17 protein-coding genes are annotated in these 17,656 nt (G+C 70.6%); 1 reads left to right on the forward strand and 16 read right to left on the reverse strand.

Translation table 11 applies throughout. From position 1 onward, the window contains the following. Nucleotides 1–45: 45 nt before the first annotated feature. From AB7V09_RS07480 to AB7V09_RS07555, 16 genes are all read right to left on the reverse strand, one after another. A complete protein-coding gene (locus tag AB7V09_RS07480) occupies nucleotides 46–936 on the reverse strand; it encodes a metal ABC transporter permease (RefSeq protein WP_075415486.1) in 891 nt (296 codons plus the stop codon). Continuing rightward, complete coding sequence (locus AB7V09_RS07485) at nucleotides 933–1,991, reverse strand: metal ABC transporter permease (RefSeq protein WP_075415485.1); 1,059 nt, start codon at nucleotides 1,989–1,991, stop codon at nucleotides 933–935. Before AB7V09_RS07485 ends, AB7V09_RS07480 begins: the two co-directional genes overlap by 4 nt. Then, entirely contained in the window at nucleotides 1,988–2,815 is an 828-nt protein-coding gene (locus AB7V09_RS07490; RefSeq protein WP_009406025.1) for a metal ABC transporter ATP-binding protein, read from the reverse strand. Before AB7V09_RS07490 ends, AB7V09_RS07485 begins: the two co-directional genes overlap by 4 nt. An 8-nt stretch (nucleotides 2,816–2,823) precedes the next feature. Next, nucleotides 2,824–4,008 (reverse strand): metal ABC transporter substrate-binding protein, encoded by a 1,185-nt coding sequence (locus AB7V09_RS07495; RefSeq protein ID WP_075415483.1) that lies wholly within the window; start codon nucleotides 4,006–4,008, stop codon nucleotides 2,824–2,826. Between the two features lie 164 nt (nucleotides 4,009–4,172). Further along, nucleotides 4,173–4,826 carry a deoxyribose-phosphate aldolase gene (gene deoC, locus AB7V09_RS07500; RefSeq protein WP_003789650.1) on the reverse strand — a complete coding sequence of 218 codons (654 nt, stop codon included), beginning with the start codon at nucleotides 4,824–4,826 and terminating at the stop codon, nucleotides 4,173–4,175. 47 nt (nucleotides 4,827–4,873) lie between these two features. Further along, complete coding sequence (locus tag AB7V09_RS07505) at nucleotides 4,874–5,104, reverse strand: hypothetical protein (RefSeq protein WP_314133084.1); 231 nt, start codon at nucleotides 5,102–5,104, stop codon at nucleotides 4,874–4,876. A gap of 289 nt (nucleotides 5,105–5,393) precedes the next feature. Beyond that, on the reverse strand, nucleotides 5,394–6,197 hold the full coding sequence (locus AB7V09_RS07510) for a hypothetical protein (RefSeq protein WP_419143372.1): 804 nt from the start codon (nucleotides 6,195–6,197) through the stop codon (nucleotides 5,394–5,396). Continuing rightward, nucleotides 6,194–7,540 (reverse strand): thymidine phosphorylase, encoded by a 1,347-nt coding sequence (locus AB7V09_RS07515; RefSeq protein WP_419143373.1) that lies wholly within the window; start codon nucleotides 7,538–7,540, stop codon nucleotides 6,194–6,196. The genes AB7V09_RS07510 and AB7V09_RS07515 overlap by 4 nt, the downstream gene beginning before the upstream one ends. A 39-nt stretch (nucleotides 7,541–7,579) precedes the next feature. Continuing rightward, nucleotides 7,580–8,014 carry a cytidine deaminase gene (locus tag AB7V09_RS07520; protein WP_419143374.1) on the reverse strand — a complete coding sequence of 145 codons (435 nt, stop codon included), beginning with the start codon at nucleotides 8,012–8,014 and terminating at the stop codon, nucleotides 7,580–7,582. Then, nucleotides 8,011–9,303: an ABC transporter permease gene (locus tag AB7V09_RS07525; RefSeq protein WP_419143375.1), complete on the reverse strand. Its 1,293-nt coding sequence runs from the start codon at nucleotides 9,301–9,303 to the stop codon at nucleotides 8,011–8,013. Before AB7V09_RS07525 ends, AB7V09_RS07520 begins: the two co-directional genes overlap by 4 nt. Before the next feature lie 3 nt (nucleotides 9,304–9,306). Further along, complete coding sequence (locus AB7V09_RS07530) at nucleotides 9,307–10,626, reverse strand: ABC transporter permease (protein ID WP_419143376.1); 1,320 nt, start codon at nucleotides 10,624–10,626, stop codon at nucleotides 9,307–9,309. Beyond that, the gene (locus AB7V09_RS07535; RefSeq protein WP_419143377.1) at nucleotides 10,623–12,152 is read right to left on the reverse strand and encodes an ABC transporter ATP-binding protein; all 1,530 of its coding nucleotides are present in this window, start codon (nucleotides 12,150–12,152) and stop codon (nucleotides 10,623–10,625) included. Before AB7V09_RS07535 ends, AB7V09_RS07530 begins: the two co-directional genes overlap by 4 nt. A gap of 57 nt (nucleotides 12,153–12,209) precedes the next feature. Next, a complete protein-coding gene (locus tag AB7V09_RS07540; RefSeq protein ID WP_419143378.1) occupies nucleotides 12,210–13,310 on the reverse strand; it encodes a BMP family lipoprotein in 1,101 nt (366 codons plus the stop codon). Nucleotides 13,311–13,548: 238 nt separating this feature from the next. Next, nucleotides 13,549–14,790, reverse strand: a complete 1,242-nt coding sequence (locus AB7V09_RS07545; protein WP_390883579.1) for a mannose-1-phosphate guanylyltransferase — start codon at nucleotides 14,788–14,790, stop codon at nucleotides 13,549–13,551. A 66-nt stretch (nucleotides 14,791–14,856) separates the two neighbouring features. After that, nucleotides 14,857–15,879: a YihY/virulence factor BrkB family protein gene (locus tag AB7V09_RS07550; protein WP_419143379.1), complete on the reverse strand. Its 1,023-nt coding sequence runs from the start codon at nucleotides 15,877–15,879 to the stop codon at nucleotides 14,857–14,859. Beyond that, a complete protein-coding gene (locus tag AB7V09_RS07555; RefSeq protein ID WP_075415473.1) occupies nucleotides 15,876–16,538 on the reverse strand; it encodes a 2'-5' RNA ligase family protein in 663 nt (220 codons plus the stop codon). The genes AB7V09_RS07550 and AB7V09_RS07555 overlap by 4 nt, the downstream gene beginning before the upstream one ends. 313 nt (nucleotides 16,539–16,851) lie before the next feature. Between AB7V09_RS07555 and AB7V09_RS07560 the strand changes: the two genes are divergently transcribed. Then, nucleotides 16,852–17,649: a DeoR/GlpR family DNA-binding transcription regulator gene (locus tag AB7V09_RS07560; protein WP_075375285.1), complete on the forward strand. Its 798-nt coding sequence runs from the start codon at nucleotides 16,852–16,854 to the stop codon at nucleotides 17,647–17,649. The last annotated feature ends 7 nt before the right edge of the window (nucleotides 17,650–17,656 follow it).

Raw genomic sequence — 17,656 nt, forward strand, 5'->3', positions numbered from 1 at the left:
TCGCTTCAACGTCGCCGGGAGCGCCCGCGCAGGATCGGCGCGGGCTCAGCCCCGGTGTGGTAGCGGCACCCGCGCTCGGGCTCCGCTCATCGCGGCCGAGTGGACCAGGGCTGAGACCAGGTAGACCACTCCACAGGCCACGGCGATGACTCCGCCGGCGGACAGGCTCAGCTGCACTGCGATCAACAGCCCGGCCAGGGACGTCGCCGCACCGAGAATCGGGGCGCCGATCAGCAGGTGCCGCATGGTGCGTGTCCACGGCGCCAGCGCGGCCGCGGGCGCGGCGATGAGGGCGATGGGCAGAATCGTGCCGACGGCGGGAACGAGCATCACGATGGTCAGGGTGATCATGACCATGACGGTCCCCTCGGCCCAGGCGGGGTTCAGCCCGCTGGCGCGATACCCCAGCGGGTCGAAGCTGTAGAAGGTGAGGAACCGCCCGGCCACCAGGAGCACGAGGACCGTCAGCGCCAGGACGACGCCGACGGCAATGACATCGACGCGGTTGACGTTGAGCACGGAACCAGCCAGGAAGGAGTCCACCTTGATCGGCAGCGGGGCGAACCACTTGTTGAGGAAGTAGCCCAGGGCGAATCCGAAGGTGAGGACAACGCCGGCGGCAGACTGGGAGGAGATCCCGGGAACCTGGGACAGTCGCCGCATGAGCCAGATCATCGGCAGGCACATGAAGGCGGCTCCCACCAGCACCAGCGCGGACAGAAGGGTGAAGTCGGCGCGCTGGCCGAGGATCGCCCGCGCGAACCAGGCGGCGGTGACCACGCCGACGATCGCGCCCGGGAAGGTCGCGTGAGTGAGTGACTCGGTGAAGAAGATCCGGCGATGGACCAGCGCGAGCGCCCCCACGAGCCCGGCCAGGAGCCCCATGAGAAGGACCTCGACGATGGGCAGCAGGAGGATGTCGAACCCGATTCTCATACCAGGCTCCTCTTGGCCGTCGGGGTCACGACTCTCGCCGAGTCCTCCGGTCCCCCGATGGGATCGGCACTGGCCTTCGCACCTACCGTCGTCGAGGTCGACGCAGCTGCCGCGGACTGCACCGAGCCGGCCCGCAGAGCCGGCCCGCGCAGCCTTTCGCGCGCGGTTGAGACGCCGACGGCGATCAGGAGGATCCCGGTCATCACCAGGGCCACGGTGGCCTGCGGTGAGATCGGCTTGTCGGAGGTCCCGGGCAGGGCCATGAGCAGCATGCCCAGGTACCCCCCGCCCACACCCACGGCGATGGCGACCAGGACCATGGTGCGTACCCGGGAGGCAAGAACGCGCGCCGTCGCACCGGGGATGACGAGGTAGCCGATGACCAGGAGGATCCCCACCGCCGTCGAGGCGGAAACGACCGCGGCAGCGATGGCGGTGTTGAGGATCAGGTCGAGTGCGAGCAGCCTCAGCCCGGAGGCGCGGGCGCCGGTGCGGTCGAAGGCGTAGGCCACCTGCTCCTTCCAGGTCGCCGCAATGAGCAGCAGTGCGACGGAGCACACGATGAGCGCCTGGGCGAGGCGCGCATCAGTGACCTCCAGGAGGCGGCCGAACATGAGGGCCTCGAGCTGGCCGGACATGTCGCCCTTGGCCAGGGACAGTATGAGCCCGACGGAGAAGAAGCTGGTGAGGACGACGGCGGTGCCGGCCTCGGAGGCCTCCCCCCGATGCGAACGGTGCGAGACGATGGTCAGCACCACGGCCGCGGCGACGGCGACGACGGAGGCCGCCGGGATGATCGCGTCGATCCCCCAGTAGACGGCGCCGGCGACGATCCCGGGGAAGACGGCGTGGACCATGGCCTCGGCGCTGAACTCGGCGCTGCGCAGGTTGACGATGACACCGATGACGCCTGCGACGACGCCCAGAAGCACCACCATCACCAGGGGGCGGAAGAGGAAGGGGTACGTCGCCAGCTCGGTGAGCCCGGGGATGTTGAGGACCGCCAGGCGCAGCTGCTCGAGGGCCTGGCTGAAGAGCGTCATCGCCTCACTCATGACGGCTCCTGCGTGCCCGCGCCGGAACGGAGCCCCAGCAGCCGGGTGGTGCCGTGGCCGCCGTAGGCCTCGTCGATGTAGCGGGCCACGAGCACGTCGTCGCGCGGTCCGAAGGCGATCTGCCGTCCGGCCAGGAGGGCCGCCTGCTCGCAGGTCTCCTGGGCCAGAACGAGGTCGTGGGTGGAGATGACCAGGGAGATGCCCTGGTCCTTGAGGTCAGTGATGATGGACAGCAGGGCGTCCCGGTTGGGCTGGTCCAGGCCGTTGAAGGGCTCATCGAGGAGGATGAGGCGGGGCCGGGCGGCCACGCAGCGCGCCACGAGGACGCGCTGCTGCTGGCCGCCGGACAGGGTGCCGAAGCGCCTGTCGGCGCGGTCGGCCAGACCCACGCTGTCAAGGGCCTCCAGCGCCCGACGACGGGCCTCGGCGCCGGGGCGCCGCAGGATGCCGAGCTGGGAGTACATGCCCATCTGGACCACCTCCCGCACGGTGACGGGGAAGGTGGGGTCGAGGTCGCTGAGCTGAGGAACGTATCCGACGGACCCCCGTGGCGCTCTGCCCGGTGCCGCCCCGTTGACACGCACCCGGCCCCTGCTGACGGTCACCATGCCGAGCAGTGCCCGCATGAGTGTCGTCTTGCCCGAGCCGTTGGGACCCACGAGGGCGAGGGCCTGCCCGGCCGGGACCCGACCAGTGACACCGGTGAGCACGGTGGAGGAGCCGTAGGAGAAGGAGGCGTCCTCCAGGGTGACGACCGGTTCGGCAGCAGCGGTCAGGGTGGTCGGGGAGGTCATCGCGGGAGTGCGATCACGGGGGTCTGTCATACGGTTCCTCACTTGACGTCGGAGGCCTTGGGGCTCCACTGGGCGAGGTCGGCAGGAATCTCGGCGACCGTGCCGCCCCAGGCCTTGGTGAGGTTGGAGACGTTGTGGAGGATGGAGCCGATGTAGGTCTCGCCGTCGGATCCGGGAGTCCCCAGGGAGTCGCCGTAGAGGGCCTCGTCGCCGATGACCGCCTTGACTCCGGCGACCTCGGCGACCTTCTGGATGGACTTGGGGTTGTTGGAGTTCTCAGCGAAGATGGCCACGGCTCCGGAGGACTTGACCTTGTCCGCGGTCTGCTGGATCTTGTCTGCGGTGGCGTCCTGCTGGGCGTTGAAGTCGGACAGGGCGGCCCCCTCGAACTTCACGTCGAACTCCTTGCTGAAGTAGCCGAATGCGTCGTGGCTGGTGAACAGGACCCGCTTGTCCTGGGGTACCGAGTTGAGGGAGCCGGCGGCCCATTCGTCGAGTTTCTTGAGCTTGGCGACGTAGGCGTCCACGTGGCTGCGGAAGACGCCGGCCTGGTCGGGAGCGGCCTTCTCCAGGGCGGCACCGATGTTGGTGACCTGGACGATCGCGTTCTTCGGTGAGGTCCACACGTGCGGGTCGAAGCGGAACTCGGGCTCGCTCTCGCCCTCCTCCGGCGGGAAGGGCCACTTGGCGACCTCGACCTTGGCGCTGCCCCGGTCGACCTTGTAGGGCTTGGCCTCCTCCTTCTTCTTCTGGGCGGCCAGGTCATCGATGTCGGCGGCCCCAGCGACCCCGGAGGTCACCACCATGGTGCCCTTGAAGCCGCTGGAGTCGACGGCGGAGTCCAGGAAGTGCTCGAGGTCGACGCCGGAGACGAAGAAGAGATCCGCCTCGGACAGGGCCTTGGACTGGGCCGTGGTCATGTCGTGCTCATGCGCTGAGGCGTTGGGGGCCAGCAGGCAGGTGAGCGTGAGGTGGGACGTGGCCTTGGCTGCGTCGGCTCCGAAGTGCTGGGTCTTGCCGTCCGCTCCGGTGCGGTCGAAGGAGAGATCACTGGAGGCGTCGCCGCTGGCGAGCTGGGTGATGTAGTCGCAGATCTGCGTCGTGGAGGCGACCGCCTTGACCGTTCCCGCGGCGTCGGCCGAGGTCGAGCTGTGGCCACAGGCAGCCAGGGCAGGAGCGGACAGGGCGAGGCAGGCGAACGCCGCGGCGCTGCGGCGACTCATACTGGGGATGGTTCTCATAGAGCCGAGTATAGTTTCGGAGACCCGAAACTTGGCAAGTTGAGGCGATCCTTCCTACTGCATACCGAAGGGGACGACGACGGGCCCGGCTGCTATGCCGGGCCCGTCCGTGAGGTGCGGTGACGTGCGACGACGCACGGTTCCTTTCAGTCCGCCAGCCCCTCCAGGACGGCGGCGCTGGCGGACAGGCCCAGGCGGTTGGCTCCGGCCTCGACCATGGCCAGGGCGTCGGCGGCGGTACGGATGCCGCCGGAGGCCTTGACGCCGAGGCGCTCTCCCACCGTGGCGCGCATGAGGGCGACGGCGTGGGTGGAGGCGCCGCCGGCGGGGTGGAAGCCGGTGGAGGTCTTGACGAAGTCGGCCCCGGCGGCCTCGGCGGCGCGGCAGGTGGAGACGATCTCCTCATCGGTGAGGGCGGCGGACTCGATGATGACCTTGAGGACGGCGCCCCGGCAGGCCTCGCGCACGCCGCGGATGTCGGCCTCGACGGCGTCGGCGTCGCCCTCCTTGACGAGGCGGAGATTGACGACCATGTCGATCTCCTCAGCGCCCTTGGCCAGGGCGTCGGCGGCCTCGGCGGCTTTGACGGAGGTGGCGTGGGCGCCGGAGGGGAAGCCGCAGACGGTGGCCACGTGCAGGTCGTCGGGCACCTCCAGCGGCAGGAGGCTCGGGGAGACGCACACGCTGTAGGTGTTCAGGTCCGCAGCCTCGGCGATGAGCGCGTCAACCTGGGCGGTGGTGGCCTCGGGCTTGAGGAGGGTGTGGTCGATGAGGCGGGCGATCCGGGCGCGCGTGGTCATGGGGGTCCTTCCTGGTGGGCAGTCACGACATCATGTCCCGACCCGTTTCATCCAGGCAACGTCGACGCGGCCCGGCGCAGGACGCGAAGCGCCCACGCCTGCAGGGCGAGAGGGATGAGGAGAACTGCCGGGAGCCATAATCCGCGCAGGCCGTACAGGCCGATGGCGAAGGGAACCGACAGGATCGCCACCGCCCCGAGGACTCCGACGGTGAAGATCATGATCGCCAGGGCTCGTTGAATATCCCGGAGACTCGCATCATGGCTGACAGTCGACATCAGGCACCACCCTCACCGGAACGTAGATCGGTGTGTCTGGTTCTCAACCTCCTGGCCGCGAGCGCCACCGCGCCCACCGAACCCAGGATGGGAAGGGAGAAGGCACACAACAGCACCACAGCGCTACGAACCCCTCTTGCGCTGACAAAGATGTACAACGCTGAGACCATGCCTGCAACGTACAGCAGGATGAGCGCCGCTTCCGGTGCCGACACAGAGAACACGCGCCCGCCTTTCAGGACGGCAGAACCTTTTTCCACCCTTCGAAGCAGAATAATACTCTAGACGGTCAGTTCTCGGGCGCGATGACGGCGAGGACGCGGGGCCAGTTGCCGAGCTCGCGGGGGCCGGGGCGGTGCGGATCGCGCGAAGCGGTCAGATCGAGGGGACGCACGGCGCCGCTGGAGGGCTCGTAGATGTGCGCGCGCCCCTCACCGGGGTCCTCCTGCCCGATGGCACGCCAGGGCAGGGCCAGGACGTAGTGGCGGGGCACGGCCGGGGTGCGTGCCAGGGACGCGCGCAGCCTCGCCCTCGCCGTGGGCTCCCCCTCGACGTCGTCATCGAGAACGAGTGGACCACCGGTGACCAGGATGACCGGGAGTCCACCTGCCAGCACCTCACGGATCGAGGCGACCTCACTGCCCCAGGCAGGGCCGTGGTCGCTCACCCACCTCACCGTGTAACGACGGCGCCCGCCGCCCGGCGTGCAGGTGCTCGCGATCTCGGTCATCTGCCGGGCCACGGACCAGGGCGTGGAGCCGAGCGCCCGCGGCCAGGGCAGGACCCCCAGGCCGCGGACATTCATGACCCGCTGGAGACGCAGCTGCTGGCGGGACAGGACGGAGACCAGCTGCTTGCCCTCCCGGCCGGGTGGCGAGGCGGTCACCTCCTGGGCAAGGTCGCCTGTCACGGCTACGCGCTCGCCAGGCGCCAGGAGCAAGCGGGCGGCCAGGAGGCAGGTGGGCCCGCAGGTGGTGCCGTCAGTCTGGGTCAGGGTGATGGCCTGGCCCGTCTGGGTGAGGCGGCCCACTCGCAGCCGGGAGTTGACGGCTCGGGCGACGATAGCGGGCCCCACCGGCCGGGGCGTGGTCATCCGATGCGCTCCAGGATGACGCCGCGCTCCCGGCGGGCCGCGGCGTCGGCCGCCTCCGGCGATCCGGCCTCGGAGATGACGATGCCGCCGGCGAGCGCCTCCCGGGCGCGGGTGAAGCGCTCGGGGGTGGCGGTGTGCAGGGTGAGCAGTGGTTGGCCGGCGCGCACCTCGTCGCCCGGTTTGGCGTGCATGGTGACGCCGGCGACGGCCTGGACCGGGTCCTCCTTACGGGCCCGCCCGGCCCCGAGGCGCCAGGCGGCCACCCCGACGGCGAGGGCGTCCAAGGCGGTGAGGACCCCGTCGGCCGGGGCGGTGACGGTCTCGGTCTCCGCGGCGAGGGGCAGGGGTGCGTCCGGGTCCCCGCCCTGGCGGGAGATCATGTCGCGCCAGATGTCCATGGCCCGTCCGTCGGCCAGGGCGGTGCGGGCCTGGTCCTCCTCGACAGGTCTGCCTGCGGCGGCGCACATCTCCAGGGCCAGAGCCACGGTGAGGTCGACGACGTCGGCCGGTCCCCCGCCGGCGAGCACCTCGAGGGACTCAGCGACCTCGAGGGCGTTACCGGCGGTGCGCCCGAGCGGGGTGGACATGTCGGTGAGCAGGGCGCGGGTGGTCACGCCGGCGTCGGTACCCAGGGCCACCATGGTGGAGGCGAGCTCGCGGGCCTGGCCGATCTCCTTCATGAAGGCGCCCGAGCCGACCTTGACGTCCAGGACGAGGGCGCCGGTCCCCTCGGCGATCTTCTTGGACATGATCGAGGAGGCGATGAGGGGGACGCAGGAGACGGTGGCGGTGGTGTCGCGCAGGGCGTAGAGGCGCTTGTCGGCGGGGGCCAGGCCCGCCCCGGCGGCGCAGATGACGGCGCCGGGGCCGTCGGCATCGAGCATCGCCAGGATCTCCTCGCCCGTGAGCTCGGCCCGCCAGCCGGGGATGGACTCCAGCTTGTCCAGGGTCCCGCCGGTGTGCCCGAGCCCGCGCCCGGACAGCTGGGGGACGCTCACGCCGAAGACGGCCACGAGCGGCGCCAGCGGCAGGGTGATCTTGTCCCCCACTCCCCCGGTGGAGTGCTTGTCCGCTGTGGGGCGGGGCAGGCCGGAGAAGTCCATGCGCTCCCCGGAGGCGATCATGGCGTCGGTCCAGCGGGCGATCTCGGCCCGGCTCATGCCGCGCAGGTAGATGGCCATGGCCAGGGCACTCATCTGCTCCTCGGCGACGGCCCCGCGGGTGTAGGCATCCACGACCCAGTCGATCTGGGCGTCGGTCAGGGCGGCGCCGTCGCGCTTGGCGGCGATGACGTCGACGGCGTCGAAGGGTTCGACGGCCGGCGGTGCGGCGGGGACGGTCACGGGGCTCTCCTCCATCTGTGGCTGCTGGTCAGCCGGCCCTCAGCTCTGCGGGCCGACGACGCGTTCGACGTCGTCGGCGCAGAAACGGTCGGGCAGGACCTCGTCAATAGTCATCCTCCCTGAGGGCATGGCCAGCACCATACCGTCGGCGGCGTGCTCACTCAGGAGCTGGCGGCAGCGCCCGCACGGCGCCAGGGCCCGGCCATGGGCGTCCACGCAGGCGAAGGCGACCAGGCGCCCTCCCCCGGTGCGGGTCAGCTCGGAGACGAGGCCGCACTCGGCGCACAGGGTGACGCCGTAGCCGGCGTTCTCCACGTTGCATCCCGAGACGAGTCGGCCGTCGTCGACCAGGGCGGCGGCACCGACCTTGAAGCGGGAGTAGGGGGCGTAGGCGTGGGTCATGGCCTCCACGGCGAGCTCGTGCAGGGCCTGCCAGTGGGCGTCGGTCAGATCGGTGGGCACGATGCTGCTCACGGGTAGGGCACCCCCTCGGCGGCCGGCGCACGCACCTTGCCCACGAATCCGGCCACCGCCAGGATCGTGACGATGTAGGGGATCATGGAGATGATGTCCGGTGAGACCGAGCTGCCGATGACCGGCAGGGTCTGGGCCACGGAGGTGGCGAAGCCGAAGAGCAGGGCCGCCCCCAGGGAGCCCAGGGGCCGCCAGGCGCCCAGGATCATGGCGGCCAGGGCGATGTAGCCGTTGCCGGCGGTCATGTCGTTCTCGAAGGACAGGCCCGAGCCGACGGTGAAGAAGGCCCCTCCCAGTCCCGCGAGCGCCCCGGCCAGGGCCAGGTTGGCCACGCGGGTGCGCATGACGTTGATGCCGACGGTGTCGGCGGCCTTGGGGTGCTCACCGCAGGCCCGCAACCTCAGTCCCCACCGGGAGCGGAACAGCATGACGGACAGGACCGCCACGGCCGCGTACATGAGGTAGACGAGGATCGTCTGGCGGAAGAGGACCGGCCCGATGATCGGGATCCGGGACAGCAGCGGCACCGCCAGGGTGGGCAGGCGCAGGGCCCGGTTGAGGCTGGGGCTGGAGGACAGGAAGGTGGAGAACAGGAAGCCGGTGAGCCCGGAGACCAGGACGTTGAGGACGACACCGACGACGATCTGGTTGACCCGGTAGCGCAGGCCGAACAGGGCCAGCAGGAGGGCCACGAGGACTCCGGCCACGGGTGCGGCCAGGATCCCCACCCAGGGGTTGGAGCAGGCCGAGGCGACGACGGCCCCCAGGAAGGCCCCGCCCAGGAGCTGGCCCTCGATGGCGATGTTGATGGTGCCCGAGCGCTCCCCGATGATCCCGGCCAGCGAGCCGTAGACGAGGGGGACGCTCAGTCCCAGCGCGGAGGACAGGATGGTCACCAGGGGGATGACGCCGCGGCTTCCGGCCCCGGCCCAGGCCAGGAAGGCCACGACGAATCCGACGCCGATGAGGACGGCGGCCCAGGTCGGGATCCTGCGGCGGCACCGGGATCGGTCGAAGGCGACGGCGGAGGCCACCGCGACGATCCCGGCAGTGGTGAGGATGACCAGGCGCGCGTTGACCTCGGGGGCCCCGAGCCGGAAGAGGTCGGAGGAGGCGGTCAGGTCGAAGGTCGTCGAGCCGCGGGCCCCCAGAGCCATGAGCCCCTGCAGCAGGAGCACGACGACACCAGTGATCGGGATCTTCAGATCCATGGGCGCCGCCGTCACGGGCACGGAGGCATCCGATGCGGTCGCGGCGTGAGAGTCGGCAGAAGCGGTTGATGCGCTCATGGCTCAGGCCTCCTTCGCGGCGGGAGCGGCTGGGGCTGGGGCCAGCACTGAGGCGGGGGACGGGGCGGTGGCGCCGAGGGTGTCGCGGCGCTCCGGGAGCCGGAAGATGGCCCGGATCAGGGGCGGCGCGGCGATGAACAGCACAATCGTGGACTGCAGGACCAGGACGATCTTGATGTGGGTGCCAGGGGCGGCCTGCATGGCAGTCCCACCGGCGCGCAGCGCCCCGAAGAGCAGGCCGGCCAGCACGGTCCCCAGGGGGCGGGAGCGGCCCAGGAGCGCCACCGTGATGGCGTCGAAGCCGATGGTGCCCACGACGGACTCGTCCATGCTCTTCTGGGTGCCCAGGACCGGCGCGGTGGCGGCCAGCCCGCACAGGGCGCCGGAGATCATCATGACCAGGCTCGTCACCCAGGGCACGCTCATGCCTGCGGTGCGGGCGGCGTCGGCGTTGAGGCCGGTGGCCCGCAGCTGGAAGCCGAGGCGGGAGCGCTCCATGAGCCACCACACGGCCACGGCGACCAGCAGGGCCAGGAGGAAACCGGCATGGAGGCGGAAGGAGTCACCGGCCAGCCAGGGGTACTGAGCGGTATCCGCCACGGTCAGGGACTTGCGGTTACCGGTCTCCCCCTCCCCGTTGAAGGCCTTGAGGCTGAGCACCTGGGACAGCAGGTGGGCGGCGATGGAGTTGAGCATGATCGTCACGATCACCTCGTTGGCACCGGTGCGGGCCTTGAGGACGCCGGCGATGCCACCCCACACCAGTCCCCCCAGGGCGGCCCCGACGACGGCGAGCAGCAGGTGGGCCACCGGGGGCAGGTTCCAGGCGATGCCCACGTAGCAGGCGGTGATCGCCCCGAGGATCATCTGCCCCTGGCCGCCGATGTTGAACAGGCCGGCTCGGAAGGCCACCGCCATGCCGAGCCCGGCGATGATGAGCGGGGTGGCGTTGGTCAGGGTGTCGGTGATGGGGCGGATCATGCGCACACCCGTGGTGGCGCGCCAGTCGAAGACGGCACCGCGCAGCAGGGAGCTGTAGGCCTCGCTCAGGGTGGAGGCGGTGGCGTGGAGGAAGTCGCCGGGACGGTTGAACAGGTAGGTGGCGGTGTAGCGCACCTCGGAGTCGGCCGCGAGGATGAGGATCGAGCTGAGGATCAGGGCGGTCAGGACCGCGAGCAGCCCGACGACGGCCGGTGAGGAGGCGACCTGCCGCAACAGGGCGGCCTGGCCGCTCGGGCCGTGCTTGGTCTGCTCCTCGGTGTGGTCCTCGGACGGGGGCGTCGGGCTCGCTTCGGTGCTGGAGCCGGTGGTGGGGGTGCTCATCGTGTCTGCTCCTGAGGGTCGAGGGCCTGCTCGGCGGGGGTGCCGGCCATCATGAGGCCCAGGGCGTCGCGGGCGGTGTCGGCCGGGACGGTGCCGACGATCCGTCCGCGGTACATGACGGCGATCCGGTCGGCCAGGGCGTAGATCTCGTCGAGCTCGGAGGAGATGATGAGGACGGCGGTGCCGGTGTCGCGCTCGGCGACGATGCGCTGGTGGACGAACTCGATGGAGCCCACGTCCAGGCCGCGGGTGGGCTGGGAGGCGACGAGGACCTTGAGGGGCCGGGAGAGCTCGCGGGCGAGGATGGCCTTCTGCTGGTTGCCTCCCGAGAGGGTGGAGATGGCGTCGCCGACGTCGGTGACGCGCACGTCGAACTCCTCGCGCATCCGGTGGGCGGCGTGGCGCACGCGCGTCGGGGACAGTGACGGGCCCCGCCCCAGGGAGGGGTCGTCGTAGCGGTCCAGGACCATGTTCTCGGCGACGGAGAGCTCGGCGACCATGCCGTCGGTGGTGCGGTCCTCGGGTACGAAGCCCAGTCCGGCTCGCAGGCGGCGGCGCACCGTGTGGCGGGTGACGTCCTGGCCGTCGAAGGCGATGGAGCCGGTGGTGGGCGGACGCAGCCCGAGGATGACCTCGCTCAGCTCGGTCTGTCCGTTGCCCTGGACGCCGGCGATGGCGAGGATCTCGCCGGCGCGCACGTGCAGGTCGATGTCCTGGAGCAGGGCGGCGCCGTCCTCGATGAGGCTGATGCCCTCCAGGGAGAGCCCGTCGTCCCCGGGGTCGGCCGGGGGCTTGTCCACGGTCAGGGAGACGTCGTGGCCGACCATGAGGCCGGCGAGCTCGGCGGCCGAGGCGGTGGGCTCGGCGGTGCCGACGACGCGGCCGCGGCGGATGACGGTGATGGTGTCGGCGACCTCGCGGATCTCGCGCAGCTTGTGGGTGATGAAGACGATGGAGGTGCCCGAGGCCTTGAGCTCGCGCATGATGGCGATGAGCTCGGCGGTCTCCTGCGGGGTGAGCACGGCGGTGGGCTCGTCGAGGATGAGAATCCTGGCGTCTCTGGCCAGGGCCTTGATGATCTCCACGCGCTGCTGGACGCCCACGGGCAGGTCCTCGATGAGGGCATTGGGGTCGACGTCGAAGCCGAAGCGGCGGGAGATCTCGGTGACCTTGGCCGCGGCGGCACCGGCGTCGATGATCCCCAACGGCCCCACCGGCTCGTAGCCCAGGGCGACGGACTCGGCCACGGTGAAGACGGGCACGAGCATGAAGTGCTGGTGGACCATGCCGATGCCGGCGGCCACGGCGTCGCCCGGACCGGAGAAGGTGACCGGCTCGTCGTCGATGAGGATCTCTCCGGCGTCGGGCTGGTGGAGGCCGTAGAGGACGTTCATGAGTGTGGACTTGCCCGCGCCGTTCTCACCCAGCAGGGCGTGGATCTGGCCGGGTTCGACGGTCAGGTCGATGTGATCGTTGGCCACGAGCGGCCCGAAGGCCTTCGTGATCCCGCGCAGCTCAAGCTTCACAACAGACTCGCTTCCGGGTGGCGGTGGAGGCTCGGGGCGCCGGCCCCGGCCGGGCGGTCAGGAGGGGTCGTAGGGGGTGGAGACGTCGAGGGACCCGTCAATGATCTGGCCTCGCAGCTCCTCGAGCCTGGCCTTGACCGGCGCCGGCACCCGGGAGTCAAAGTCGTGGAAGGGTGCGGCGGCCACCCCGTTGTTCTTGAGGGTTCCGATGTAGGGCTCGGAGGAGAATCTCCCCTCGGAGGCGTTCTTGACGGTGTCGAAGACCGAGTTGCCGATCTCCTTGACTACGGAGGTCATGATGATGCTGCCGTCACCGGAGGAGGTGTAGCCGTCGGAGTCGACCCAGATGACGGCGTTGGTGCCCCCGGCGTCGTTCTTCTGGCGCACGGAGGACAGCGTGCCCTGGCCGACGGGGCCGGCCACCGGCATGATGATGTCCGCGCCCTGGGAGATGAACTGCTCGGTGATGGCCTGGCCCTTGGCGGCGTCGGTGAAGTTGCCGACGAAGGAGCCGCCCTTGCCGGTGGTGGTGTCCCAGCCCTTGACCTGGACCTGGGCGCCGGTGTCCTGGTTGTAGCGGGCCACGCCCTTGGCGAAGCCGTCCATGAAGATCTGGACGGTGGGCAGGGGCTTGCCGCCGTAGGTGCCCACGACCCCGGTGCGGGAGGTACCGGCGGCGGCGTATCCGGCCAGGTAGGCGGCCTCGGCCGTCTTGAACAGCAGCGGCTTGGTGTTGGGCAGGGTGGCGGGCTTCCCGTCGGCGCCGATGAAGGAGGCGTCGATGAGGGCGAACTGGATGTCGGGGTTGGCCTTGGCCGACTCGGTCAGGTCGGCGGCGATGTTGAAGCCGACGCCGATGACGAGCTTGCAGTTCTGCTGGATGAGCGCGTAGATGTTGGTGGCATAGTCGGCCGAGTTCTCCGACTGCACGGCGATGGTCTTGACTCCCAGCTCCTTGCCGGCCCGGTCCAGGCCCTTCTTGCCGGACTCGTTGAAGGAGTGGTCATCGAATCCGCCCTCGTCGGAGAGCATGCAGGCGGTGAAGTTCTTGGCGCCCTCGAGGTTGCGGGTGGGCCGCTGGGCCGGTGGCGTCCCGCAGGCGGCCAGGACCAGGGCCACAGCCGCGCCGAGCGTCATCGCGGAGCAGGCCTTCTTCATGGAAACCTCCGTGGTTCTCGCGTGCGACAGGGGACACATTCGAGTGTCAAGGATAGGCGACGACCTCTCATTCTCACACCACCTGTTCCACCGGAATGAGCTCGTGATCGTCGTGGTTTCAATGAGGGGCCCGGCACCGGAGGACTGTCTTGTTCCGGCGCCGGGCCCTCAAGACCTCAGCGGTTCCAGCGGCCCCAGCGAGTTCGACGGCTGCTGCGCCCGCGGTGCAGTGGTTCGGCTAGAGCAGGTCCTCTCGGCCGGCCGCCTTGAGGGCGTCGACGACGCCCTTGACGTCCTGGGCGTACTCGGGGGTGGTGACCAGGAGGGCGTCGGGCGTATCGACGACGACGGTGCCAGGCACCCCCAGGAGCACCACCGTGCGTCCGGAGGCGGAGGCGATGAGGGCGCCGTCGGAGTCGAGGGCCCGGATCTCTGCACGGAGGGTCGCGGGGGCGGCGTCGCCGGCGGCGCCAGTAGACCCGTCGGTGTCGTCGAGCACTCCGGCACCGGTGGCCGGCCCCTGGGTGCGCGGCGGGACGAGGTCGGTCAGGGCGTCGAATCCGCCGACGTCGTTCCAGCCCATGGAAACCGGCACAGTGGCCACTCCCCCGGCGGCGGCCACCGGCTCGGCGATGGCGTGGTCGATGGCGATCTTCTCCAGGGCGGGCCAGCGCTCGGCCAGGACCTCCTCGCGCTCGGGGGCGTCCCAGACGGCGGCGATGGCCTCGATGCCCTGGGCCAGCTGGGGCCTGAGCTCGGCGAGGTGGTCCAGGAGGACGCCGGCGCGGACCACGAACATGCCTGCGTTCCAGCGGTAGTCGCCGGTGGCCAGGTAGGCGGCGGCGGTGTCGGCGTCGGGCTTCTCGGTGAAGCCCAGGACCCGGCGTCCGTCGGGGGCCCCGGGCACGTCGGTGGGGTCGCCGGCGTGGATGTAGCCGAAGGCGGTCGAGGGTCCGGTGGCCTCGATCCCGATGGTGACCACCCAGCCCTGCTCGGCCAGGCGGGCGGCCTGGCGGACGGCGTCGGCGAAGGCGGCCCGGTCGGCCACGGTGTGGTCGGCGGCGAAGGAGCCGACGACGGCGTCTCGTCCGTGTCGGTGGGCGATGACGGCGGCGGCCAGGCCGATGGCCGCCATGGAGTCGCGCGGGGAGGGCTCAGCCAGGAGGTTGTCGCGCGGGATGCTCGGGAGCTGGTCGGCCACGGCGGCGATGTGGGCGACGCCGGTGACGACCGTCGTCGTCGCGGTCACCGGCGCCAGGCGCTCAACGGTGTCCTGCAGGAGGCTGCGGCCGGCCCCGGTGAGGTCGAGGAGGAACTTGGGGCGGTGGCGTCGGCTGAGCGGCCACAGCCGGGTGCCCGCACCGCCTGCGGGAATGATGGCGTGAATGGCCGGGGCTGAGCCGTCGCCGGAAGCCGAGCCACTGGGATGTGCGGCCTGAGTGGGGCCGCCAGGGTTGCCAGGAGTGTCAGTCACCGCCACAGGCTATCGTCCCGGTCGACTGTCCGTTCACCAGGTCGGGCTCACGGCAGCGCCGAGACCCGGCCTTCAGGGGATCGGTACCGGAGGAACGTAGTCGGGGTGCGCTGTCGGGTCCGCCTCGAGGCTGCCGGTGATGGACTGACGGGGCCAGGCCAGGGTCTCGGGCACGGAGAGCGTCACGTAGTTGGGACGCTCGTGGGCGTGGACCTCGTCGGGGTGGCCGACGTCGCGGGGCAGCGGCGGGTTGGCCATCCAGGCCGCCACGAGCAGCACGACGCGGCCGGTCAGGTGCAGCCACAGAATGAGGACGGCGATGGCCGCGAAGGAGGCCAGCAGCGGGTTACGCGTCACCGAGCCGACCGCCCCGGTCCCCACCTGGCGCAGCACGCCCAGGGCGAAGGCGCCCAGCATGCAGCCCTGCAGCAGGTCGCGTCGGGGAGGGCGGATGCCGCACATGGTGATGAGGAATGCCAGGACACCGGTGTCGATGATGAAGGACAGCAGGAGCGTCATCGCCCACGCCCCGGTTCCGGTCAGCGACTGCGGCAGCCCCAGGGAGCGACCGACACTGCCCGATAGCGTCGTCGTCACCACCGAGGCCACGGCGGTCACCAGCACTCCGGCCACGATGACCAGGAAGCCCGCGATATTCGCCAGCTGCCCGACCACCGGCCTCATGACGGGATTGACCAGCCCGAACATGGCCCGCAAGGCGATCTTGAGAGTGCCCATGAGGCTGATGACGGAGTAGATGAAGGCCCCAGCCGCCAGCACCGATCCCAAGTTGAGCGCCGAGGGGAGGGTCAGCTGCTCGACCGAGACCAGCCCCTTGCCGTTGCCGGTGTCGATGACACCGGGCAGCAGTGAGTTGATGGAGTCCACGACAGCCACCCGGACGGTGGGGTACCGACCAAGCATCGCCATGAGAATGCTCACGCCGATGACGAGCACGGCGAAGACGGAGAACATGCCCGTGTAGGCGATTCCTCCGGCCATGAGCGCGCCTCGCGCCGTGCCGTAGCGGATCAGGGCCCGGCCGACCCGCGTGCGCCGCCCGGCCTCCAGCAGTTCCTTGACACGCTCGATCACACCGACACCGCCGGAGTCGTCGGGGGCACCGACACTGCGGGCACAGCAGTGTCGGCGGAGGCGTCAGGGGCCAGGGAGCCCCCGAAGGCGAAGGCGGCCACCACGTCCCAGCCCCCTTCCGAAGCCGAGCACCGGCCACCGCCGTGACGGGCGGACCGACTGCGGTGTCGGTAGAGATGAAGCTCAGTGACGGTGAAGTCCATGGTCAGATCCTCGCCCTTCCTCGCCGCGGTGTCGAGGCCGTCCTCAGCAACCTCGTGAGCCAGGGTCACGTGCGGGTGGAAGGGGAAGCTGAGCGGACGGGCCAGGGGTCCCCGGCGGTCGCGCACCCGCACTTGAAGACGGTCGCACTCCTCGGCGCCGCTGCGCAGCCCGAGGTAGACCACGGGGCTGACGGGCCGGAAGGTGCCGACCTCGTCGAGCCGCACCTCGAAGGGGTTCGTCCCAGCAGCCACGTTGCGCAGGTGGCGCATGACCTCGTCGAGGGAGTCGAGGTCGACGGCCGTGGGCGGCAGCAGCGTGATGTGGGGCGGCACGACCTCGGCCAGAGGATCCCCGGCGGCCTCCCGCACCGCACGGACCTGGGCGGCGTAGTGGGAGGGCAGGGCGATGGCCACACCGATGACGCACTGGTGCGCGCCTGGTGCGGGGATCTGCATGACTCCTGGGCTCCTACGGGATGACTGGTTGACCGGGTTGATGAGGTGTCGGCGTCTGGACGAACGGATGCCCTGAGGGCGACCCGAACACATTACCGTGTCACACCCCCGTTATCCCAGCCGGGAGCGCGGCACGAGCGGGATAAGTGTGCCATGACCGACCGAACGGGTGGAACGGCCGCCACCGCCGCCGCCTGTGCGACTCTGTGCGGGAACGTGCGGACATGGCGTTTTCGACGTCGAGGTCTGGCAGACTGGGCCCATGCAACCCGGCCCCTCAGCCTCCGCCGTCGGATCGCCCCGTCCGGCCCCGATGCTCGCCCGTCAGCGCCAGGAGCACATCCTGGAACGGGTCGCGGCCACCGGCGGGGTCCGGGTGGCCGATATCGTCGAGGAGCTGGGCATCTCGGAGATGACCGTGCGCCGCGACATCACCGAGCTCGTCACCCAGGGGCTGGTCGAGCGCGTCCACGGCGGGGCGGTGGCCGCCGGCCCCACCACCCTCGAGCCGCGATTCACCGCCAAGTCGACCCTCAACCTGGAGGCCAAGCGCCGCATCGGTCAGGCCGCGGCCGCCATGGTCCGCCCCGGGGACTCCCTGGCGCTGTCAGCCGGGACCACCACGCTGGCGCTCGCCCAGGCCCTGACCGAGCTGGAGCACTTCCCCACCCTGACCGTCATCACGAACTCGCTTCCCGCCGCGCAGGTACTCTTCGACGCCGCCGACGCCGCCCGCGCCGAGAACCGCGACGCCCCGACGGTGGTCATCACCGGCGGCGAGCGCACGCCGTCGAACGCCCTGGTGGGACTGGTGGCCATCGACGCACTGAGCACGATGCGTGTGGAGTGGGTCTTCCTGGGCGCCCACGGCTTCACTCCCGAGGCCGGGCTCATGACCCCCAACCTGCAGGAGGCCTCCGCCAACCAGGCGCTGGTCGCCGCCGGACGCACGGTGGTGGCCACGCTGGACTCCTCCAAGTGGGGGGTCCTGGGGCTGCGTTCCTTCTGCGCCACCCGGGACATCGGGGTCCTGGTGACCGAGGCCGAGCCCGACGCCGACGGCGTCGACGCCCTGCAGCAGGCCGGTACCCGCCTGACCATCGCCACCTGACCCGGCC

Source organism: Actinomyces sp. SKVG-SVH-4(1), from assembly GCF_048514265.1.
In the GTDB taxonomy this organism is placed as follows: domain Bacteria; phylum Actinomycetota; class Actinomycetes; order Actinomycetales; family Actinomycetaceae; genus Actinomyces; species Actinomyces oris.